This is a genomic window from Pseudalkalibacillus sp. NRS-1564, from assembly GCF_050467905.1.
Taxonomy (GTDB): Bacteria; Bacillota; Bacilli; order Bacillales; family Guptibacillaceae; genus Guptibacillus; species Guptibacillus hwajinpoensis_B.
On record NZ_JBITPM010000044.1, the window covers coordinates 13,034 to 33,982 of the forward strand.

The window sequence follows — 20,949 nt, forward strand, 5'->3', positions numbered from 1 at the left end:
CTCTGTAACATACATTTCAAGCGAAAAAATTGTAAAATAATTTCATAAACTTTCTCTTATCAAGAGCAGGCTGAGGGATTTGGCCCTATGACGCCCAGCAACCGACCTATTTTTAAGTCCAGATGAATCCATGACTTAAATGGCACGGTGCTACTTCCAACAGGATGATATTCATTCTGGAAGATAAGAGGTGTGAAGTATCTCTGTCTTCAAGCCTCTTTCTTCGGAAAGAGGCTTTTTTTATGCCGAAATTCCGATCTTCATGCAATACAACAACCATAAATAGTTGAAAGGGGAATTTTACATGGGTATTCAGATCACTTCAGGGTACACACCGTTTACAAGCGAAACAGTTGTGCAATTTTTAGAGCATCACGAGCTTTTGGATCGCACCGCTCCCGTTCATGTAAAGGAAATTGGCGATGGCAATTTAAATTATGTCTTTCATGTTCAACACAAGAAAACAGGACAATCCTGGATCGTCAAACAAGCCTTGCCTTATGCCAAAGTAGTTGGCGAATCCTGGCCGCTTACACTTGATCGGTCCAGAATTGAAAGCGAGGCGCTCAAGCAAGCTCACTCGCTCGTTCCTGACTTTTCTCCAATCGTTTATTTGCATGACGCTGAAAAAGCCGCAACGGTTATGGAAGATTTATCAACGCACACTATTTTACGCAAAGGACTTATTGAAGGACGTATATATCCTGAACTTGCAAGAAACGTCGGTACCTACCTCGCTCATACGCTCTTTTTCACTTCTGACTACGGTCTTGGTTCGGCAAATAAGAAAGAGCTTGCCAAACGGTTTAGTAATCCAGACTTATGTGGCATAACAGAAACCCTCGTATTTTCAGATCCTTTCTACAATGCCGAAAGCAATGCCTTTACAGAAGAGCTTCGAGCAGATGTTGAATCGCTGTGGGAAGATGACGATTTCCTCACTGAAGTGGCCTCCCTCAAACACTCTTTTTTAACAAAAGGAGAAGCTTTGATACATGGGGACTTACATACAGGTAGCCTGTTTGTTACGGAAAGCTCAACCAAAATAATCGATCCAGAATTTGCTTTCTATGGGCCAGCTGGTTTTGATGTCGGTGCTTTTATCGCCAATATTGCGCTTAGTATCCTGTCGCAGGAGGCCCATAGATCAGAAGAAGAGAAAGAAGGATACCTCGCTTATTTATTTGGCGTCACTACCGAGGTTTGGAACGTATTTGAATCTACTTTCCGATCATTATGGGACGACCATCTCTCAGAAGATAATCGTTATTCGAGAGGATACCTAGACGCTCTTCTACAATCTATTTTTGTCGATAGCATTGGATTTTCCGGCTGTAAAATCATCCGAAGAACGATTGGACTTGCTCATGTAGAAGAGATCGAGACGATCAGTGATCCAAGAGTAAAACTCGCTGTGGAAAAAAAGGCGCTTACCCTTGGAAAAAAACTTATTTTAGACCGAAAAAGCATCACTTCGATTGAACAATACATTAAAGCAATCAAGGAGGTCATTTAAATGACTGTTATCTCATCACTCCAGTGGAAAGGTGATCATCTCTTACTCCTCGATCAACGGCATCTTCCACAACAAGAGATCTACCTTAAGCAAACGGCAATCGAGGATGTCTGGAATAGCATTTCTGCCCTTGTGGTCCGCGGAGCACCAGCCATTGGAATCGCCGCAGCGTATGGTCTTGTTCTTTGGAGTCAGCATGTTCAAACAAACGAAGCAATAGCGTTCAAAACAGCGCTAGTCAACCAAGGAAAATATCTTGCCTCCTCTCGTCCCACTGCAGTTAATCTCTCTTGGGCGATCGATCGCATCATCCGAGCTAGCTTTTCCTTACCAACAGTTCAAAAAATGAAAGAAGCTATTCTGCACGAAGCACTTACTATCCATAAAGAGGATGAACTTGTCTGTCAGCGTATCGGAGAACATGGTCTGAAGCTATTAAATAATGGGGATACCATCCTCACACACTGCAATGCAGGTGGGATCGCAACAGCAAAATACGGGACTGCTCTTGCGCCTCTCCATCTGGCAAAGGAAAACGGTCTCTCCATCTCTGCAATTGCAACAGAAACCAGACCAGTTCTACAGGGTGCTCGATTAACCGCATGGGAGCTTGAGCGTGCAGGTATTGACGTTACGCTTATTACAGACAGTATGGTAGCTCACGTATTAAAAACAAAGAAAATCGCTGCAGTAATTGTTGGTGCTGATCGGATTGCTGCAAATGGTGATACAGCTAATAAGATTGGTACGCTCGGCCTCGCCCATATCGCAAAAGCATACAACGTTCCTTTTTATGTTGCTGCCCCCATCTCAACAATTGACTACTCGATCCCTGACGGAGAAGCGATTCCGATTGAGGAGCGAGACCCGAAAGAAGTCACGCACTATAAAGGTGAACGTGTTGCAGCTGAAAACATTGGTGTATTTAATCCTGCTTTTGATGTGACGCCAAATGAATTACTTAACGGAATCATTACGGAGCACGGTATCGTTCGAACACCGTACGCTGAAAACCTTGCTCATCTTGCTTTCCCACACGCTAAAAACACGGAGGTACATTCATGAAACGCTTAGGACTTATTTTATCCATTCTTCTTCTCGTCGTGCTTGCAGCTTGTACGAGTGAGCAAGATGCCGTAAGTGCACCAGAAGCAAGCAATACGGAATCAAGTGAGGCAACTGCGAACACAGGTAAAGAAACGTCTAAAGTTTCTTCAGACATTCCAAAAGAAGTTCAAAAACCTATCAAATTAGCAGCGATTATGCAAGCATCCCTCGGTACATTTTCTTCCCAGTACGTAAAAGGAGTTGAAGATCAGGTTGAAAAATTTGGCGGAAGCGTTCAAGTTTATAATGCTGATAATGACCTTTCCAAAATGGCTACACACCTTGATACAGCCATCAACCAAAAAGTCGATGCGATCTTAATTGATCATGGCCGAGCAGATGCACTCGAAGCTGGAGTGAAAAAAGCTGTTGATAAAGGCATACCTGTCGTTGTGTTTGATAGCGATATTAACGTGCCAGGTGTAACGGTTATTGATCAAGATGATTATAGTCTTGCATGGAATACATTAAAAACGCTTGCTCAAGATTTAAATGGCGAAGGAAATATTGTCTATGTATGGGTGGGAGGATTCGCGCCCATGGAGCGACGAAATGCAATTTATGAGGCCTTCCAGGAACGCTATCCAGAAATCAATGAAATCGCTAAGTTCGGGACCGCGAGTGCTAATACAGCACTTGACACCCAAACCCAAATGGAAACTATTCTAAAGCAATATCCAAACAAAGGTGATATTGATGCTGTATTTGCCCCATGGGATGAATTTGCGAAAGGCGCTACTCGTGCCATTGAGCAAGCTGGTCGAGAAGAAATCAAAGTTTACGGCATCGACATGAGTGACGAAGATCTCCAAATGATGCAAAAGGATAATAGCCCATGGCTTTCATCTGCCGCTACTGATCCGGCGGAAGTAGGACGTGTTCAAGTACGTTTTGCTTATCAGAAAATTGCTGGAGAAGAAACGCCAGAGATTTTCTCACTTGATCCGCATCTAGTAAAACAATCTGATTTACCAGAAGAAACCATTTCAATGAGTGAATTAGGCAATTACGTCGATGACTGGGGCTCTTCTGACGCAGCTATTTCTCCGTGGATGGAGAAATTAACGCAACAGGATGATAGCAAATGAGTGAGTTATCCATTCAAAACATTTCTAAATCATTCGGAAATATCCCTGTATTAAAAAACGTCTCCCTAACGATTCGTTCAGGCGAAGTGCACGCCCTGCTCGGTAAGAATGGAGCTGGTAAAAGCACGCTTATGAAAATGGTTTGTGGAGACTATGAACGAGACAGCGGTTCTATTTTACTTAACGGAGAACCTCTACCGATTCATACACCTTCCGATGCAAAAAAAAGCTGGCATCGGAATGGTTGTACAAGAAGTCGATACGGCTTTGTTTCCTACCCTATCCGTTTCTGAAAATATTTGGGCTGACTCAATGAATAAATCTCCTTTCAAACGCTATTCTTCTAACAAAGAACGGCAACGAACAAGAGATTTACTTAACTCTCTTGGTATTACTTTAACACCTGATAAACTGGCTTGCGAATGCTCGCTGTCAGAGAAACAAATGATCTTAATTGCTCGAGCAATGGCACAGGAGACGCAATATTTGATCCTGGATGAACCAACTGCTCCACTTAGTGTAGAGGAAACAAAGCTATTATTTCATCTTATTAACAAACTGAAGAAGAAAGGCGTGGGGATGATTTACATTTCTCACCGCATGCCAGAAATAGAAGAAATAAGCGACCGTTTTACGATTTTACGAGACGGCAAAGTTCATCTTTCCGCTGAAACAAAAACTGTTTCAGCGGATGAGATCATTTCCAGTATGGTTGGATCAACCCTTAGAAAAAAAGAACCCCGTCAAACAAAGAGCACGAGTCATGCTTTAATGCGGGCTGAGAATCTCTTTATACCCGAGACTGGAAAAACAGTGAATTTCTTATTGAATCATGGAGAAATCATTGGCGTTGCAGGACTTGTAGGTGCAGGAAAATCGGAAACAGCATTAACCCTCTTTGGAGCAACAAAGCATACAAGAGGATGTGTTCACATTAACAACCAAACATACCGCTTTCGCTCTCCAGCTGACGCGATTAAAGCCGGGATTTGTCTTGTACCAGAAGAGCGAAGAAAATCGGGTATTCTACTCGATTTCTCATTATCAGAAAACCTAACGCTCCCTTCTCTACGGCGTCATTCGCTCAGAGGATTCCTTAATCGAAAAAAAGAGGAAAATTATTCATCCAGGCAAATAACGCAGCTCGGCATTAAAGCAGCTTCACCTAAAGAACCGATCCATCATCTCAGTGGGGGAAATCAACAGAAAGCAGCTATCGGAAAATGGTTATACGATGATCAGAAAGTATTTCTCTTTGATGAACCAACAAAAGGCATTGATGTGAAAGCCAAAGCCGAAGTGATAGCTCTAATAAAAGAGCTTGCCGATCAAGGGAAAGGGGTTTTATATTTTTCCAGCGAAATCGAAGAGCTTCTTGATCTATCAGATAGAATCCTTGTCATGTACGATGGCGAAATTACCGCCACGCTCACAGGTGAAGAGATGACAGAGGAAGCCATTATGCAAGCAGCTACAGGAGGTAGGAAGATTGAAATCAGCAGCTGAACTCGTACAAACACAAAACCCAAGAGGGATCGCCTCACCATTCAAGGATAAAGTGATCAGCTTTTTCGTCAAATATGGTACGTTACTCGTCATCGTTGGACTTATTCTCATCTTCACTATTCTTAACGATCGCTTTCTTACTTACAGTAACTTTGCGGATATCCTTCGCTCCATTTCAATTGTGACACTCGTTGCACTCGGTGTTACCTTTACATTAATTGTTGGAGGTTTTGACTTATCTGTTGGCTCAACCGTTAGTCTCGCTACTGTTGCGAGCGCATCTGCATTAGTCTGGTATCGGCAAGAACTTCTCGTCGCTCTACTCATTCCTATTGTGATCGGGATAGTGATTGGCTTAATAAATGCCTTCATTACAATTAAAATCAGAATCCCTGATCTTCTTGCAACGCTAGCCGTTATGTATATCGTGAATGGGATTCAACTAACTTATACGAAAGGTTTTTCCATTTACAACAATATGCCTATGAGTGACGGGACAACCGCCCCAGGCAAATTCATTCCATCTTTTCTTTTTATTGGCCAGGGCGAAATTGCGGGTATTCCTTTTCCCGCGATTTTCATGATTGTTTGCGTCATTCTCGTTCACCTTTTTCTCACTTATACACGAGCGGGAAGATTACTCTACATGACAGGCAGTAATCGAGAAGCTGCAAGATTATCAGGTGTTGCGGTTCAACGATTTCGTATGCTCGCCTACGTACTTAGCGGACTGTTTGCCGGAATTGCTGGAATTGTTCTTGCTTCAAGAATTGGAACTGGTCAGGTTTCTGCCGGTGCACCTTTACTTATGGACGGCGTTGCCGCAGCATTGATTGGTTATTCTGTACTTGGTTCGGGAAAACCAAATGCATTCGGTACGTTCATTGGAGCTGTCTTAATTGGAATTCTCTTAAATGGGCTAACAATGTTGAATGTTCCTTATTATGCTCAAGATATTATTAAAGGCACGATTCTGATTGGTGCCCTAGCATTCACGTTTTATCAAAACAAACGAGAAATTAAAATGTAAAAAAAAGCGATGCCATGTGCATCGCCTTTTTTTAATAACTGCCAATCATGAGGCTTAGGTTTCAATTCATTGAAGGAAAACACCCCATTTAACTGATCTACCAATCCGCGGGAGGATTTCCTATAGGAGGACTCGTTTGACCAGAGAAATAATGCTCATGTTTTTCTTTTGATATCGTTTCACCGCTAAACGTATGATAATGACCACCACCAGGTAATGTAATCGGCGGACTAGATCGAACGCTATAACGGTGTTGGTGACCCTGATCCATTACCGTAATCCCTTCAATACGGTGAACATGTTGATCAAACGAAGTCCCATTTACAGGCAAACTAAAACCTATCATACTTAAATGGTGATGATTGTATCGCTTTTCGATGCTCCCACGAAAATAATGAGAGTGAGCTTCAGGTAAAGCAACTCCTTTAGACACACTATTCTCTCCCTTCCTTATAACAGGCATAACACACCTTTATCATAATCCATTCAAATTGATTCAAACTCTCCTTTAGCATGAACTTGATATATGAAATCAAAGGAAAAATGAATCCATGAGCGAATACATTACATAGATGGATTTCTAAATCCAAATCAGAAAGAGGTGACCTATGGCTTCTTCATTTCAAATTTATGGACACCGCGGTTCATCAGGTACGCACCCTGAGAATACACTCCTTTCATTCCAGGCTGCTCATAGAGCTGGTGCTCACGGAATCGAACTCGACGTTCAATTAACTAAAGATCTTGTCCCTGTTGTTATTCATGATGAACGAGTTGAGCGAACAACGAATGGCATCGGTTTTGTAAAAGACTTTCTTTACGAAGATCTTATCCGATTAGACGCTGGCCAAACATTCTCCAACCGCTTTCAGGGAACGTCGATCCCTTCATTAAAAGACGTGTTGGAATGGGTGTCTTCCACTTCTTTACTCTTAAACATTGAACTGAAGAATGGCGTTTTTCCGTATAATAGTCTAGAAGATCGCGTCCTGGATCTTCTTACTTACTATAAGCTTTGCGACCGAACCATTCTGTCATCCTTCAATCATTATAGTATTCAGAAACTCGCACAAAAAAACGATAAAATTGAAACAGCTGTTCTTTTAATGGAAAAAATCATTGATCCATGGGACTACCTTCAACGCGTTGGAGCTCAAAGTCTTCACATAGAATGGCAGGCAGTGGATGAACATTTAATGAAAAACACCCAGAAGCGCGGAATTCCTGTGCGAGTTTTCACAGTAAATGATCCTCTACAAGTATCCAACCTCCAAAAACTCGGTTGTTCAGCGATATTTACGGACTACCCTGCTTCTGCTATCCAAACGATATAGCCTGCCCACCCAAAAAGGGCTAATGCCTACGTCCACATTTCCACCTCCCAACATACGTTAGTAAAGAAGCGACACATATTGACGGGAGGAACAATCATGAGTGGTTACGGTCAAGGTTTTGCGTTAATCGTTGTTTTGTTTATTCTTTTAATAATCATTGGTGCATCTTACATTTCGTAACTAAATTAAAAAGAAGGCTTCCGCTCTTTATAAGCGGAAGCCTTCTTTGTTAATCCTTCATTAATCTTTTATATGGTGATGTTCGTTCAATTACAAGCTCGTATTCGGATTGGAAGATGTATTTCCAGGTGTACGCGTTTCGCTTCCTGGAATATTTGTTGGCTCATATTGATTTTCACTAGAATCAGATACTTCCTGACCTGCTTCTTTTACTTTACTTCCAATTTCATGCAGGTCTTCTCCAGCTTCTTTCGCTGTTGAAATCACTTCTGTTGAATCTTCTTTTACCTGATTCACCTGATCAACCACTTCATCATTTACTTTTTCATAAAGTGATTGTGCATCATTCATTGCTTCCTTTAGTACTGAAGATGCTGATTGAATACGATCCATCCAGTCGTCCTTCACTTCGCCAGGGTTTTCCTTCACACGCGTATAGAAACCTCTTGAAGAATCTTTTACGTTTCCTGCTGTTGAGCGTACTTTGTTTCGAGTTGTTGAATCAAGCATAGCTACAGCGCCACCTACAATCGCGCCTACCAAAATACCTTTAACAAGCTTTCCGTTCTTTTCTTCGTTTACTGTCGTTGTCGTTTGCATGACGATTCCTCCTATTGTCTTTCTTAGTTTACTTAGCTAGTTTTTTCTTTCCCTTTATGTTAAAAGCTAAACTAAAAAATTTGACATGAACTTCTTTCTTCGCATCAGAATGCTGCTCTGTTATAATAGACAACGTTGTATGACAGCAGTTCGTAACCTTCCTGCTTCATCAAAACTAAAGGAGGAATTAGAATGAATAGCATGGATAAAGCATGGCTACCTTCTTCCGGACCAATGCCTCGCCCGGAAAGCGTAGAACAAGCACGAGAAGTAATAAAAAACGAAGCATTTGATGCACCGAACGTTCAGGAAATCACGTTTAATGCACTCGAATTCACAGCAGTTTGTCCCAAAACAGGACAGCCTGATTTTGGACGAGTTGAAATTTCATATGTACCCGATGAAAAATGCATCGAGTCAAAATCACTGAAATTTTACCTCTGGTCTTACCGTGACGAAGGAAGCTTCTGCGAGACACTAGCTGCCCGCATCGCAGATGATGTTGTCTACGCAATCGACCCTTTGAAAGTTACAATTACAGTTTATCAATCAGCACGAGGCGGTATCGAGCTAAAAACAACAGCTGTTCGTGAGAAAGCAGCATCATAATATGACGAATCAATACATCGACCGTCAACTTGTCCTGTTTAACGTGTTATTTGCGACTTCCATTGTGATCGCAAACGTACTAGCAGGAAAAGTGGTGATGATCGGAAGTTTCGTGATTCCCGCGGCCGTTGTGATGTACGCCTTTTCGTTTCTATTCACAGATATCATTCACGAGAACTACGGGAAAGAAGAAGCAAAACGAACCGTTCAGTATGGATTTATTGCGCAAATTTTTGCTAGTATTATGATTTATCTTGGTATGCTTTTACCTGTAGCACCTTTTGCAACTGATACGCAGGCGGCATACGAAATTCTCCTAGGTCAGAATTATCGATTTGTTCTTGCCAGCCTTGCAGCCTATCTCGTTTCGCAACACGTAGACGTTTATATTTTCTCTGCGATTAAGAAACGTACAGCTGACCGTCATAAGTGGCTTCGGAATAACGTGAGTACACTGACATCTCAGCTACTTGATACAACCATTTTCATCACAATTGCGTTTATCGGAACTGTCCCTAACATATGGATCATGATTCTTTCACAATTTGTGATTAAAATGGCGCTTGCTCTTTTAGATACGCCTGTCTTCTATTTTCTCACAAAAATCAATGGTGCTAAAAAGCCCATTCATAACGAAAACCCTCTGGATGCATGATCCAGAGGGTTTATTGATATTTAAAGTCCATTCTGATTAGCTAGAGTCATTGAAACAGTCTGTTGTTTTCCGTCACGATAGAACGTTACATCCATTTTATCTCCAACTTTTTTATTGGAATACAAGTACTTACGAAGTGCGGCTGAATCCTTTACTTCCGTATCATCAAGCTTAACGACGACATCTCTTTCTTTCAACCCTGCGTCTGAAGCTGGAGAATTAGGAGCAATGCCCATTAGAACTACTCCACTCTCTACACCTTCAGGTAAATTAAGCGTACCAGTCCAATATTGCGTTGGAACTTCAGCTAACGAGGCAGGTGTAACTCCCATTACTGGACGCTTTACTTCACCTGTCATTTCAAGCTGCTCAATGATCGGTTGCGCATCGTCAATCGGAATCGCAAATCCGATGCCTTCGACTGTTTCTTCTGCAATTTTGGATGAGTTAATACCAATTAATTGACCTTTAATATTAATTAATGCACCACCACTGTTACCGGGATTAATCGATGCATCAGTTTGAATAACATCCGCCTCATAATCAGGCTGTCCATTCTGGTCAAGATCAACAGGAATCGTACGACTTGGGTTACTAATAATTCCCTGCGTCACAGATCCTTGAAGGAAGCCTAATGGATTCCCAACCGCAATAGCAGGTTCCCCTGTTTGTAGACTAGAAGAAGAACCAAGTTCGGCAACTGCTTCAACATCCTTCGCATCAATTTCTAACACAGCTAAGTCCATTAACGCATCCGTACCAAGTACCTTCGCCTCTGCTTTTTTCCCATTGCTTAACGTTACATCTACTGAAGACGCACCTTCAACTACGTGGTTATTCGTCACTACATAGGCTTTTCCGCCCTCATTCTTGTAAATAACACCAGACCCTGATGCAGCAGCCTGTCCCGATTGACCGGATGGATCTTCTAAAGAAAATCCACTCCCCTGGTTTTGATAGCTTGTAATACTTACGACAGCGTCCTGTGCTTTTTGAACAGCCGTTGTTATATCAGATGAGACATTGTATGCTACATTGGAAGTTTCAACATCCCCACTTGCAATAGTGGTTACCGCCGCTTGATTTGTTGAAGACTGTTCTACATTCGAGACGAGCGGCGCCGCAACAAGCATAACGGATGCTCCGACAATTGCGCCGAACGTACTCGGTAAAAACCAATTCATTCCTCTTTTTGTCTGTTTCGCTCTTGATTGATTATCGTCATAGTAACCCATTCCCCGGTCACCCTTTCTCCCTTTTGATTTGTATATAGTTCTATTGTAACGAGAGATGACGGTCGTTTCCTAAATATGTGATATTTTTGATATTGTTTGATATTTAACGTCATTTCATTTTTTTCTACAGGGTATGTCCGTTATCCCCCTGGTATGACGCCAAATTAACTACTGTGTTATCTAAGGAATGTGACAGTATGGGAAAGCTAATTGAAAAAGTTGTCCCGTGATTCACTTCACTATGTACGTCAATTTTACCATGGTGATCCTCTACAATTTTATAGCTGACCATTAAACCAAGCCCAGTCCCATTTTCTTTCGTTGTATAAAAAGCTTGATCTAAATGCGGAATGTCTTCTTCGGCAATTCCAACTCCTCTATCCATAATATGAATAGTTGTCCAATCACGATCATTAACAAGCTTCAAGCGAATTTCTCCTCCATCAGGCATCGCTTCCATTGCATTTTTCACCAAGTTAAGTATAACTTGTTTCAACCTAACGTCTTCCCCCATGATCTGAACTTGCTCTTCTGGAAAGTTAGTATAAATCGTGATTTGCTTATGTTCTGCTTCCTGCTGCAATAAACTAACAACGTATTCGAGACAGTCCGTTAAGTTAATCGGTTTCAAATTAATTGATTGTGGCTTGCCAATCACCATTAAATCATTAACGATTATCGTTAATCGTTCTAACTCCTGTAGCATAATTTTAGAATATTTCGGGTTGTAGGTTTGCTCCGATTCTTGCAGCTGTACAAATCCTTTAAGAGAAGTTAAAGGGTTCTTAATTTCGTGAGTGACTCCAGTCGCAATCCTTCCAATAAAAGCTAACTTCTCATTATGCGCAGCTTGCTCATACGATTTCACAATTGTATTTAAATAGGATTGGAATCGATTTAAAATAATAAACGTAATTCCCGAGAATAAAAGAAGTATAAGAATCGGAAATACAACGACTGGCGACATTGTAAGAAAGCCCATAATGGCATACTTCCCTGTTATTCCAGCCACAACAGTAATATAAAATCGTTTGTTCACGAACAAAGGAGAAAACAAAACAAAGAATAGCTCAACTGGGCTTCCGCTAGCATACATCTCGTCTGTTCCAATGTAGCGAAAAATCTCTGTAATGAGAGCAGTCGCCATGAATACTACAAAAAAGAGATATTTTGTAGCAAAAGGCTGGTCCCTATTTGAAAACCACTTGGAAATAGGAATTAATGAAAATTCGATGGCATAGATCATCATTAGTGGAATGAGTTCTTTCGATTCATTTAGCAAGATCATAGTCGTATCGGGATCGATTAAAGGACTAATAATAAACCGATACACATCATATAAAATAACGGATACAAAAAACAGAAAGATAAATAACTTATTTGCCCGTCTTTCTTCCTCAATCTTGATTTCATTACGTATAGCTGAAGGCATATTAGCTCCTTACCCCGCTCATGCAGTTACATATTTTTCAAAGCAATGATGATTATACCATAAAATATTCGACAAAAATCTCCAAATTCCTCTATTTTTGTCAGTATCACTGAAGGTATGGATTCTAATGATTGTCACGCGAAATTCACATAAAAAAACCCTACAGTTTTTTTGTAGGGTTTTACATATATTCATTTTCCTTCATGAATTTTTCTTCATCTATTTTGTTTTTAACAACAGGTGGTTCAACCGTTAGTTTTGATAATCCAATTCGTTCCATGACGATGTTTACTTCTTCTGAAGATACTTTACTGTTCACTTTTTCGTCTGGAAATGCCCAGTGAACGAGGGCGCTGGCCATTTCAATGGCGTAACCCTTGTTACGATACTCAGGTATCAGATGATACCCAACTTCAAGATTACTTGACGCTTCCATATTTTTATATCCCATCGTGCCGATTACTTTTTCATCAGAAGTATGAATCAATATGCCTTCCCACTTGTGACTCACTCTTGAAATAGCAGAGTCATTTAGATGAAAAGGTAGGAATTCTTCAAACTGCACATTTTTAAACTCTTCAGGTACTTCAACATGTAACAGCTTCTCTAATTCTTTCTTATCAGTCATAGCTTTAATTAAATCAAATGAGAAAGGAATAATGGTCAGACGATCGGTCTGAAGATAAGGCATTTTCTCTCAAAAGTCCTCCTTGTGAGTTATTTTCTTGTGGTTGAAAATGACTTTTTACACTATACCTTATTGCTTTACTTACTGTAAACAATACCCCGATCATTTAATAATAAACGGAATATTCCCATCATTTCACGTGCTTTGTCCCTTTCTTTACTAGGATATGCAAGCCAAAGGAAAAAGCTGCTACAAATGTAGCAACTTAATGTTTTCTTTTCGAATCTTTCACAACTTCTTCTTCTTCAAAATCCGCCAGGCCATTATTTAATAGTTCTTTATACTTTCCAGCTATTTCACCTGAAATGATTTCTTCTTGTTCTAGCTCGTTAATTTTATCGTACTGGGCATATAGTGAGTGCTTTCGTAACGTAATTAACTGACTTTTTTTAAGATCAGGGTATTGATCTAATAAAGCATCAAGTTCACGATGACTGCTGTCAATTTCATTCTGGTAACTTGTCAACAATTCAGAAAAAACTGGTTCGGGAACGAATAGCTGTGTCTTCAGTTTTTTTATTTCTGCAACCCCAGCTTCATGACGATGCAAATTCGCGACGATGTCTTCATACTCTTTCGACCCGCTATGCTTCGCTCTTAAACCGAAGTAGCTAATTAGTGGTTTAATCGTTAGACCTTGAACGACTAATGAAAATAAAACAATACTAAATGTAAGGATCAAGACGGTGTCTCGTCCTGCAAAATCTCCCGGAAGACTAAGGACTAGCGCTATGGATAACGACCCTTTTAAACCGCCCCAATTAAGGACATGTCTCCATGACCACGGAAGCCCTTTAACAAATAACGTACTTCCATAGACTGCAATACTTCTACCTATTAGAACAATTAAGAGCGCAAGTCCTATCGTGCCCCACTGATCAGCGAAATTAATTCGAGTAATTTCAAGACCAACCATTAAGAAAACAATGGAATTTGCTAATAAAGCGGCAACATCCCAAAAGTTGTTAATGTTTAATCTTGTTGTTGGACTCATTCCAACTTTCGAACCAAAATTACCAAACGTTAAAGCTGCTACAACTACTGCAATAACCCCGGAAACATGGATACTTTCTGCAGTTAAATAGGAACCATAGAAAAGGAGGATACTAAAAATAATTTCAAGTGGATAATCATCAAAGTACTTTGTAAGGATTGAAATCGCATATCCTAATCCTCCACCGACAAGCAATCCACCAGCAACAACTTTTATGAATTCAAACGCACCGCTCGTTAAGCCTCCCCAGCCCATATCAAGATAAGCCAAAAGTGAGAAAGCTGATATTTTAAATAAAACAACTGCAAGCCCGTCATTAAATAGGCTCTCTCCCTCAATTACTGTAGAGAGTTTGTGGTTTACCCCCATACTTTTAAAAATCGATAATACACTAACAGGGTCTGTTGCACTCATTAATGCAGCAAAGACGAACGACACTGGAATTGATAATCCAAGAAGAAAGTGTGTTGAGAACCCAATCACTAGAAAGGAAAGGAAGGTTCCCCCAAAAGCCAGGGCGATGATCGGCTTTTTGTTTTGATTTAAATGGGAGAAAGGCAATTTTAGCGCAGCTTCCCCTAGAAGCGCAGGAAGGAAAATCGTTAAAATAACAAAATTAAAAACGTCACCCTCCGTAATGAACATTTTAAGCGGTTCAAGTACGGGAATGTTAAACAAGCCGATTAATGTGCCAATAATCACAAGGGCAATCGGATAAGGCTGCTTCAGTTTCTTAGCTATCGCTGTAATACCCGCTGCAATCATAGTAAGGATAAGTCCAAGTTCAAAAATATGATGCATATCTAAATGTTCCATATAGAGCCTCCGATCGTAAGTATCTTCTCAATTATAACCAATATCCCACAGTATTGGAAAATTCCTTTTACTTCTGTTTCATAAACATGCGGTGATCAAAACAATGCAAAAGCATACCTGATCTCTACCTTCTTTACTATCTCCTCCACTTTATGAATCATGCTCGAAAATTCACTGTTGCCTACAAAAAGCTGTGCTCATGTTCGTTGGCTTGAACGAAACAAAAAAAGGAAGAGTTCAATGTTTGAACTCTTCCTTCTCTAACTTTAATTTACGCCAACTTGATTCCAGGCGCTTGCAACAGCATTGTATGTTGTACCTGTACCATATAGATCTGATGTCGCTTGAAGTAGCGCTGAACGGGCTGAACTAAAGTTGCTTGTAGGCGTTAAATAGACACTTAGTGCGCGATAGTAAACTTTCTCAGCCTTGGCTTTGCCAATGCTTTGAATTGTTAAGTATGCAGCTTTGTTAGGAATTCCACTGTTCGTATGAACTCCTCCATTATCAGAAGACGTATAATAATAGTCATCCATATGAGATGGTTGTCCATACGCGTCAGGGTTAGATAAGCTTCTTAACGCATCTCCTGCCTTGTTAGGTGTGTAGACATCTTCGCCCATTAGGAAGTCTTCTGGCTCAACAAAGTAGCCAAATACGTCCGACATCGATTCATTAAGAGCCCCAGATTGGTTCTGATATTGAAGTCCTGCTGTTCTTTCCGTAACGGCATGAGTAATTTCATGAGCCACTATATCAAGTGCGCCTGATAACGGAGCGAATACTGATCCATCTCCATCACCGTAAACCATTTGTGAGCCATTCCAGAACGCATTGTTGTAATTTGATCCATAGTGAACAGTTGAACGAATCGTGGCTCCATTGTTATTAAAGCTATTGCGGTTATGTGTATTCTTGTAGTAGTCATATACAACACCAGCATTATAATGAGCATCCACTTCTGCACCTTGAGAACTAGACGTAAACGCATTGTTGCTATCTACCGCATAGCTTCCTGGAAGAGATGTCCCGTTATTAGCTGTTCTTGTTTCAATCACACCGCTCATTGCCTTCGTCGTGTCATAAAGGTAGTATGTGCCATTTGAATAATACGTGTTGAGGGACTTATAGTTACCAAGAACGCCATACCCGTATCCTGTTTCTGCTCCATCAGCCACTGCATTATACGCGTCTACGATCGATCCATCGCGAGCATCCACATAAACTTGCCAGTTTGCAGGATATGGGTCGATGAATTGAAGCTGTACTTTATAAGTTAGGTAGTACTTGTTATCTTTCTCATATACAACTTTCTCACTTTTTTCTACCATATCAAAAGCATCAGATTTTCTTACAAAGCTTGGTTCATCACTCACAACGTTCTGTGGCTTTACATCAATGTGATCCCATGCTTTTTTAAGTGCTTCTTTATCAGAGAGCTTTACATCTGAACTTCCTTTATAATTCTTAGATGCTTCTGGATGAAGGTCTCCATTTACTGCTGTAACTTCGCCTTTTTCATCCGTATGTACGATGAATTTTGCTCCGTCGATCTGAACACCCTTTACTGTTTGAACATATTCATAGTGTGTCATTCCAAGCTCATCTGTCGTTTCATTCACTAGTTTCAAATCTTTCGTTTTCACTTTGAAGAGAGATTCGTTTGACTTAAGATATGATTTCACGGCTTTCTCTGTTTTCACATTCTTTTCTGATAGTTTACCAGAAAGGAATGAAGGAACCTTACGATCATTTTCCCAATCCTGTTTTACAATTTCCATTTTTTCTAAGGCTTGTTTCTGCTCCGCATTTAAGTTGTTAGAAGAAGCAGCAGAAGCAGACGGGAGAGCAGAACCAAACGCAAGACCTGTCGCAAGTACAACGGCAATTCCTTTTTTCATTTCATTTCCTCCGTTTCAGAATAGTGAGAATTTTTGGTACATTTGTAGATTATCACAGAATTCTTAATGTTTGTATTGGGAAATATAGAGGAAAACATGAGTTTATACGTTGTTATTTCACTTTGAATTTCCCAATAACAACTTCGTAATCTACGTGGTATAATTTTCTTGTGCTCATTACGAATTGTAAATATATTACATAAATGGGTTGTGAAATGAAAATAAGACAGACCAATGGCCTGTCTAGCAAGTGATGATTTATTATTTATCTACCAATGGTACTACATTTGATTAAAACAGCATTTCTCCGATGTTAGCATTTCTACCCTACTTTTTGTACTTAATTCTATCTACTTGTAAAAAATTTCGAACTAGTTTCCACCTTTATGAATGTAGAAAAGAAAAAACTTACTTAATTTAACTTTTTATATACTCTTCTCCCCCTCCACCGAGAGAGGTTTAAATAGTCATACCTTTATACTTCATAACAATTTAAATCCTGCAAAGTACGTAGCTGCGCTTCCGTTTCTACCACTTGAGCAAATGCTTCTAGTCACAGATAGTGAGCCATTGAAATAATTGTTGTCATAATAGCAAGGTTCCCTTAGTACTTCTTAATGCCACGAATAATTAGACCAGGATTAATCGGAAGCTTATTCAATTTCTCGATCTTTACCTTTTCATAAAATCCTCCAACTTTCATCTATGTCTCTCCGAAGAAACAAGTTTTCATATCATTTAAGAGAAATCCGTTATGAAGTCATTCATTCATACATAAATATGGTACAACCACATCCAAGCAGGTGAGTATGATATGTATCAAAAAATCGCCGCAGTAATATCTGGAAGCATCCTAGTTGGTGCAGGCATTAACGCCTTTCTTGTACCGAACCATCTCATCGATGGAGGAATGATCGGAATTGGCCTCATTATCAAGTACATTTGGGGCTATCAAACAGGATTTACCATTATTTGTTTAAGTGTACCTCTCTATATTATTGCGTTTCTATACTTTCGGCCTTACTTCTACAATAGCCTTCACGGTTTATTACTTTCTTCCTTTTTTATTGATATTCTCTCTCCCCTTCGATATACGTTTACATTTCCTATCCTTACTAGCGCTGTCCTTGGCGGCTTTTTTGTTGGATTAGGCATTGGTATTATGTTGAGATATGATACAAGCACCGGTGGAACAGATCTGCTTGCTCAATTCATCTCCCGTGTCCTGTCATTGAATATTGGTATCATTATCTTTCTCATCGATGGGATTGTTATTATTATCGGTTCAAAGACGATTGGATGGAATGCTACGCTTTATTCAGCTATCACTATATTTGCAGTTGGAATTGCGACGAGCATATTAACACTAAACAAAGAGACCGTGTAAAGAGCGCTGGGAATGTTCCCAGCGCTCTTCTTTTTAATTATTTACTTTTTGGGTATTCCAGTAGTGTTCACTAACGACATCCGCAATCGCTTTAACTGTTCGACTCAGCTGTTCGAGGTTATTATCTACGCCTCCTATTTCAATTAACATAGCGTTAGGAGATATGTCCTGGTTGTAGATACCGTCTACCCCCTGGCCTTTTTTACCAATAACTCCCCTGCTAAGCCCAGGATATTTGACCTTTAACTCTTCATGTAAGTCTTTTGCAAGTGCTAAATTTTTCTCGTAATTTGGATTCTCTTCTCCAATAACAAAGACCGTCCGAGCATATTCCTCATTGTTAATTGTCACTGTCGTATCTTTTTCTCTTAAGGAGTCTCGATGAATATCAATAAACAAATTAAAATCATCATTTCCTGCCACAGCCGATTGTACGATTGTTCTGGACACATCATATGCTTTACCGTGTTCCCAACCTTTTTCATTTAAAAGCACGCCTATATTTGAGTCATCTACTTTTGCTCCAATCCCTCTCTCAGCCAGTTCTTCTCCAAGCATCTTACCTACTAACGTAATGTTCGTTTTGCCATCATTTGCAAGATTAGCATTTTTGTTACCTTCAAGTCCTAGTAATGGCAGGTATGATTCATAACTATGAGAGTGATAAATAAAAGCTACTTTTCGACCATTTGTTGTTTGAAGAGGAGGTGTTACTTGATCCTTGGAATCATTTATCTGTAATTTTTCAGTTGGAACTTCACGTTCTTTTAGCAATTCATCTAATGCAGGAGTTGATTCAATAGGGAGATTAGTGAAATTCGTCCCTTCACCAGCTACGTGGATTTTAGCATCATATAAAGCAAACCCAGGTAGCTCCCCACCCAAAAGACTACGTATATCCCCGGGTTTCACACTCGTAATAAACTGAAAGGCAACTAAGGACAGCGCTGGCGGCTCACTTTCCTCTGGTAGTACTTGAGTCAAGTAATGGTTTTCCGTCCCCATTCCATAAACGAGAGCTTCAGTCGAGAAACTTGTAATCCAATCATGTAACACAGAAGAGGAGAGTTGATACTTCGTTTCTGATGAGGAAATCATTCCTGCTACAATAAACAGGAGAATAAGTCCTACAATTGAAAAGAAAGAAACAAACCTAATTTATCTACTGCTTGTATCACTAAACAGCATGCGTGAGCTGCTCTTCATTTCCTGTCCCCCCGCTCCTTAAACGTCATACTCTATGTCTATGAATCCGCACCCCAAAATAGAAGATTTTTTCACTAGTGATCATAGAAACGCATACATAATTCAGGAAGAAATAAGCAAAATATATTTGATAATTGAATGTTTGAAAAGTATGATAAAGATGAGGATACAGGAGGTGAACAGAATGGGAAAATCATCCGCATATATTACTGCAATAATTTTGTTCCTAGTTATGGTTGTAGGCTTTACATACTGGCTTTCCACAACCGAAGAACATGCTGGTGGAAATGAAGCCGGCCATAGTGAACAGTCTGAAGAAGGCGGTGGAGATTCAGCTGGAGGAGAAGCCGAGAAAATCTTCTCTCAAAACTGCGCGTCATGTCATGGTGAAAACCTTGGAGGCGGTGCTGGTCCTGCTCTTGAAGCAGTAGGTGGCAAGTATTCAAAAGATGAAATTCTAGAAATAATTAAGAATGGTAAAGGCGGCGGTATGCCTGCTGGTGTCATCCAAGGTGGAGACGCTGAAAAGGTCGCAACGTGGCTCTCTGAGAAAAAATAATAGCGCTTTATTTTAAGCTCTCCCTCTTCAAAGATGGAGAGCTTTTAAGTTTATGTCTCTGCTAGCCCCCCTAAAAAGAAAGCGTTATCATAAAATAGCATATGTTCAAGATGTTTTCATTGAGATATCGCTACTTCCGCTGTATAATGAACTTGTAAATATTATAACGAACTATCTTCGGGGCAGGGTGTAATTCCCGACCGGCGGTGAAGGATAAGTAATTCCTCAAGCCCGCGAGCCTGTAATTTGGGCAGGATCTGGTGTGATTCCAGAGCCGACAGTATAGTCTGGATGGGAGAAGATGGTGGAGTAGTAAGCTTTCTTTGAATTATAACAGAAGCTTGCTTATTTCCCCATGCCGTAACCATGAGCCCCATACTCATGGTTTTTTGTGTGCACTGGGGCCACATCTCCTTTTTCGGTGGTTCGAAAAAAAGGGAGCAATGTCAAAATGAAAAGTGTTTCAAAAACGCAACGTATGATTGTCGTTGCGATGTTCAGCAGTATTTCTTACTTGTTAATGCTTTTAGATTTTCCACTGCCTGGATTTCCTGTTTTTCTACAAATAGACTTCAGTGAAATTCCAGCACTATTTGTTGCCATTCTGTATGGTCCAGTTGCTGGGATCCTTGTAGAAGCGATTAAGAATTTCATTCACTTTGGAATTCAAGGAAGCTTCACCGGAGTACCAATTGGTCAAATATCAAACTTCATTGCAGGAGTTTTCTTGATCGTACCAACTTCTTTAATCTTCCGTAAATTTAATCAAACTCAGAAAGGGTTAGCACTGGGATTGACACTCGGAACGATTCTAATGTCGGCAGTGATGGGACTGTTGAACTATTTAATTATTCTTCCAGCATATACGTGGTTTATGGGCTTTGAAGAAATGTCTTCATCAGCTCGTCAGGCTCTCGTATTAACAGGAATTACACCATTCAACCTTGTAAAAGGCGCTATTATAGCAAGTATATTCGTTGCCTTCTTTATAAAATTAAAACCTTGGTTTGCTCGTCAAACGAGAGTTGCTTAAATATCAAAACCCGAATCTTACAAAGAGATTCGGGTTTTTTATGTGAATTGAAAACGAACGCTTAAGAACCGAC

General features: G+C 40.2%; 21 protein-coding genes and 2 riboswitches. Of the genes, 13 read left to right on the forward strand and 8 right to left on the reverse strand.

Going from position 1 to position 20,949, the window contains the following annotated elements; translation table 11 throughout:
• Window positions 1-53 precede the first annotated feature (53 nt).
• A riboswitch (SAM riboswitch) is annotated at window positions 54-190 on the forward strand.
• Between the two features lie 114 nt (window positions 191-304).
• The 6 genes from mtnK to ACIFPW_RS19615 are packed head-to-tail and all read left to right on the forward strand — an operon-like array spanning window position 305 to window position 6,247.
• Window positions 305-1,516, forward strand: coding sequence for an S-methyl-5-thioribose kinase (gene mtnK, locus ACIFPW_RS19590; RefSeq protein WP_430246688.1), 1,212 nt, complete (start codon window positions 305-307; stop codon window positions 1,514-1,516).
• Entirely contained in the window at window positions 1,517-2,581 is a 1,065-nt protein-coding gene (gene mtnA, locus ACIFPW_RS19595) for an S-methyl-5-thioribose-1-phosphate isomerase (protein WP_430246690.1), read from the forward strand.
• A complete protein-coding gene (locus ACIFPW_RS19600; RefSeq protein WP_430246692.1) occupies window positions 2,578-3,711 on the forward strand; it encodes a sugar ABC transporter substrate-binding protein in 1,134 nt (377 codons plus the stop codon). Before mtnA ends, ACIFPW_RS19600 begins: the two co-directional genes overlap by 4 nt.
• Window positions 3,708-4,004 (forward strand): ATP-binding cassette domain-containing protein, encoded by a 297-nt coding sequence (locus ACIFPW_RS19605; RefSeq protein WP_430246694.1) that lies wholly within the window; start codon window positions 3,708-3,710, stop codon window positions 4,002-4,004. Before ACIFPW_RS19600 ends, ACIFPW_RS19605 begins: the two co-directional genes overlap by 4 nt.
• The gene (locus ACIFPW_RS19610) at window positions 3,952-5,217 is read left to right on the forward strand and encodes a sugar ABC transporter ATP-binding protein (RefSeq protein WP_430246696.1); all 1,266 of its coding nucleotides are present in this window, start codon (window positions 3,952-3,954) and stop codon (window positions 5,215-5,217) included. The genes ACIFPW_RS19605 and ACIFPW_RS19610 overlap by 53 nt, the downstream gene beginning before the upstream one ends.
• A 55-nt stretch (window positions 5,218-5,272) precedes the next feature.
• On the forward strand, window positions 5,273-6,247 hold the full coding sequence (locus ACIFPW_RS19615; RefSeq protein ID WP_430246913.1) for an ABC transporter permease: 975 nt from the start codon (window positions 5,273-5,275) through the stop codon (window positions 6,245-6,247).
• A 97-nt stretch (window positions 6,248-6,344) separates the two neighbouring features.
• Here ACIFPW_RS19615 and ACIFPW_RS19620 read toward each other — a convergent pair whose 3' ends face one another.
• On the reverse strand, window positions 6,345-6,680 hold the full coding sequence (locus tag ACIFPW_RS19620; RefSeq protein WP_430246698.1) for a YmaF family protein: 336 nt from the start codon (window positions 6,678-6,680) through the stop codon (window positions 6,345-6,347).
• A 175-nt stretch (window positions 6,681-6,855) separates the two neighbouring features.
• Here ACIFPW_RS19620 and ACIFPW_RS19625 point away from each other — a divergent pair, with 175 nt between their 5' ends.
• Both ACIFPW_RS19625 and ACIFPW_RS19630 read left to right on the forward strand, forming a co-directional pair.
• Complete coding sequence (locus ACIFPW_RS19625) at window positions 6,856-7,581, forward strand: glycerophosphodiester phosphodiesterase (protein ID WP_430246700.1); 726 nt, start codon at window positions 6,856-6,858, stop codon at window positions 7,579-7,581.
• A gap of 96 nt (window positions 7,582-7,677) precedes the next feature.
• Entirely contained in the window at window positions 7,678-7,761 is an 84-nt protein-coding gene (locus ACIFPW_RS19630) for a YjcZ family sporulation protein (protein WP_136948306.1), read from the forward strand.
• Between the two features lie 90 nt (window positions 7,762-7,851).
• Here the strand turns inward: ACIFPW_RS19630 and ACIFPW_RS19635 are convergent, their stop codons facing one another.
• Window positions 7,852-8,361, reverse strand: coding sequence for a YtxH domain-containing protein (locus ACIFPW_RS19635; protein ID WP_194219949.1), 510 nt, complete (start codon window positions 8,359-8,361; stop codon window positions 7,852-7,854).
• A 192-nt stretch (window positions 8,362-8,553) separates the two neighbouring features.
• On the opposite strand from ACIFPW_RS19635, the gene queF reads away from it, so the two are divergent.
• Both queF and ACIFPW_RS19645 read left to right on the forward strand, forming a co-directional pair.
• Window positions 8,554-8,970, forward strand: coding sequence for a preQ(1) synthase (queF, locus tag ACIFPW_RS19640; protein WP_226615987.1), 417 nt, complete (start codon window positions 8,554-8,556; stop codon window positions 8,968-8,970).
• 1 nt (window position 8,971) lies between these two features.
• Window positions 8,972-9,625: a queuosine precursor transporter gene (locus ACIFPW_RS19645; RefSeq protein ID WP_430246703.1), complete on the forward strand. Its 654-nt coding sequence runs from the start codon at window positions 8,972-8,974 to the stop codon at window positions 9,623-9,625.
• 20 nt (window positions 9,626-9,645) lie between these two features.
• Here the strand turns inward: ACIFPW_RS19645 and ACIFPW_RS19650 are convergent, their stop codons facing one another.
• From ACIFPW_RS19650 to ACIFPW_RS19670, 5 genes are all read right to left on the reverse strand, one after another.
• Window positions 9,646-10,860, reverse strand: coding sequence for a S1C family serine protease (locus tag ACIFPW_RS19650; RefSeq protein ID WP_430246705.1), 1,215 nt, complete (start codon window positions 10,858-10,860; stop codon window positions 9,646-9,648).
• A 124-nt stretch (window positions 10,861-10,984) separates the two neighbouring features.
• Complete coding sequence (locus ACIFPW_RS19655; RefSeq protein WP_430246707.1) at window positions 10,985-12,292, reverse strand: ATP-binding protein; 1,308 nt, start codon at window positions 12,290-12,292, stop codon at window positions 10,985-10,987.
• A gap of 181 nt (window positions 12,293-12,473) precedes the next feature.
• On the reverse strand, window positions 12,474-12,983 hold the full coding sequence (locus tag ACIFPW_RS19660) for a GNAT family N-acetyltransferase (RefSeq protein ID WP_430246709.1): 510 nt from the start codon (window positions 12,981-12,983) through the stop codon (window positions 12,474-12,476).
• A 202-nt stretch (window positions 12,984-13,185) separates the two neighbouring features.
• Window positions 13,186-14,790, reverse strand: coding sequence for a cation:proton antiporter (locus ACIFPW_RS19665; protein WP_303532891.1), 1,605 nt, complete (start codon window positions 14,788-14,790; stop codon window positions 13,186-13,188).
• A gap of 266 nt (window positions 14,791-15,056) precedes the next feature.
• Entirely contained in the window at window positions 15,057-16,691 is a 1,635-nt protein-coding gene (locus ACIFPW_RS19670) for a M4 family metallopeptidase (RefSeq protein WP_430246712.1), read from the reverse strand.
• A gap of 814 nt (window positions 16,692-17,505) precedes the next feature.
• On the opposite strand from ACIFPW_RS19670, the gene ACIFPW_RS19675 reads away from it, so the two are divergent.
• Window positions 17,506-18,078 carry a YitT family protein gene (locus ACIFPW_RS19675; protein WP_430246714.1) on the forward strand — a complete coding sequence of 191 codons (573 nt, stop codon included), beginning with the start codon at window positions 17,506-17,508 and terminating at the stop codon, window positions 18,076-18,078.
• A 33-nt stretch (window positions 18,079-18,111) separates the two neighbouring features.
• Here ACIFPW_RS19675 and spoIIP read toward each other — a convergent pair whose 3' ends face one another.
• Window positions 18,112-19,176: a stage II sporulation protein P gene (gene spoIIP / locus ACIFPW_RS19680; protein ID WP_430246716.1), complete on the reverse strand. Its 1,065-nt coding sequence runs from the start codon at window positions 19,174-19,176 to the stop codon at window positions 18,112-18,114.
• A gap of 340 nt (window positions 19,177-19,516) precedes the next feature.
• Between spoIIP and ACIFPW_RS19685 the strand changes: the two genes are divergently transcribed.
• Window positions 19,517-19,843 (forward strand): c-type cytochrome, encoded by a 327-nt coding sequence (locus ACIFPW_RS19685; protein WP_430246915.1) that lies wholly within the window; start codon window positions 19,517-19,519, stop codon window positions 19,841-19,843.
• A gap of 169 nt (window positions 19,844-20,012) precedes the next feature.
• Window positions 20,013-20,150, forward strand: a riboswitch (FMN riboswitch).
• A gap of 144 nt (window positions 20,151-20,294) precedes the next feature.
• Complete coding sequence (locus tag ACIFPW_RS19690; protein WP_242057313.1) at window positions 20,295-20,876, forward strand: ECF transporter S component; 582 nt, start codon at window positions 20,295-20,297, stop codon at window positions 20,874-20,876.
• Window positions 20,877-20,949: the final 73 nt, after the last annotated feature.

Excerpts from the sequence above, each read along its gene's own strand:
- ACIFPW_RS19670 (WP_430246712.1), bottom strand. The coding sequence starts at position 16,691 with ATGAAAAAAGGAATTGCCGTTGTACTTGCGACAGGTCTTGCGTTTGGT.
- ACIFPW_RS19635 (WP_194219949.1), bottom strand. The coding sequence starts at position 8,361 with ATGCAAACGACAACGACAGTAAACGAAGAAAAGAACGGAAAGCTTGTT.
- ACIFPW_RS19665 (WP_303532891.1), bottom strand. The coding sequence starts at position 14,790 with ATGGAACATTTAGATATGCATCATATTTTTGAACTTGGACTTATCCTT.
- ACIFPW_RS19660 (WP_430246709.1), bottom strand. The coding sequence starts at position 12,983 with ATGCCTTATCTTCAGACCGATCGTCTGACCATTATTCCTTTCTCATTT.
- ACIFPW_RS19625 (WP_430246700.1), top strand. The coding sequence starts at position 6,856 with ATGGCTTCTTCATTTCAAATTTATGGACACCGCGGTTCATCAGGTACG.
- ACIFPW_RS19600 (WP_430246692.1), top strand. The coding sequence starts at position 2,578 with ATGAAACGCTTAGGACTTATTTTATCCATTCTTCTTCTCGTCGTGCTT.
- ACIFPW_RS19630 (WP_136948306.1), top strand. The coding sequence starts at position 7,678 with ATGAGTGGTTACGGTCAAGGTTTTGCGTTAATCGTTGTTTTGTTTATT.
- ACIFPW_RS19610 (WP_430246696.1), top strand. The coding sequence starts at position 3,952 with ATGGTTGTACAAGAAGTCGATACGGCTTTGTTTCCTACCCTATCCGTT.
- ACIFPW_RS19650 (WP_430246705.1), bottom strand. The coding sequence starts at position 10,860 with ATGGGTTACTATGACGATAATCAATCAAGAGCGAAACAGACAAAAAGA.
- ACIFPW_RS19675 (WP_430246714.1), top strand. The coding sequence starts at position 17,506 with ATGTATCAAAAAATCGCCGCAGTAATATCTGGAAGCATCCTAGTTGGT.
- ACIFPW_RS19655 (WP_430246707.1), bottom strand. The coding sequence starts at position 12,292 with ATGCCTTCAGCTATACGTAATGAAATCAAGATTGAGGAAGAAAGACGG.
- mtnA (WP_430246690.1), top strand. The coding sequence starts at position 1,517 with ATGACTGTTATCTCATCACTCCAGTGGAAAGGTGATCATCTCTTACTC.
- ACIFPW_RS19685 (WP_430246915.1), top strand. The coding sequence starts at position 19,517 with ATGGTTGTAGGCTTTACATACTGGCTTTCCACAACCGAAGAACATGCT.
- queF (WP_226615987.1), top strand. The coding sequence starts at position 8,554 with ATGAATAGCATGGATAAAGCATGGCTACCTTCTTCCGGACCAATGCCT.
- spoIIP (WP_430246716.1), bottom strand. The coding sequence starts at position 19,176 with ATGATTTCCTCATCAGAAACGAAGTATCAACTCTCCTCTTCTGTGTTA.
- ACIFPW_RS19645 (WP_430246703.1), top strand. The coding sequence starts at position 8,972 with ATGACGAATCAATACATCGACCGTCAACTTGTCCTGTTTAACGTGTTA.
- mtnK (WP_430246688.1), top strand. The coding sequence starts at position 305 with ATGGGTATTCAGATCACTTCAGGGTACACACCGTTTACAAGCGAAACA.
- ACIFPW_RS19690 (WP_242057313.1), top strand. The coding sequence starts at position 20,295 with ATGAAAAGTGTTTCAAAAACGCAACGTATGATTGTCGTTGCGATGTTC.
- ACIFPW_RS19605 (WP_430246694.1), top strand. The coding sequence starts at position 3,708 with ATGAGTGAGTTATCCATTCAAAACATTTCTAAATCATTCGGAAATATC.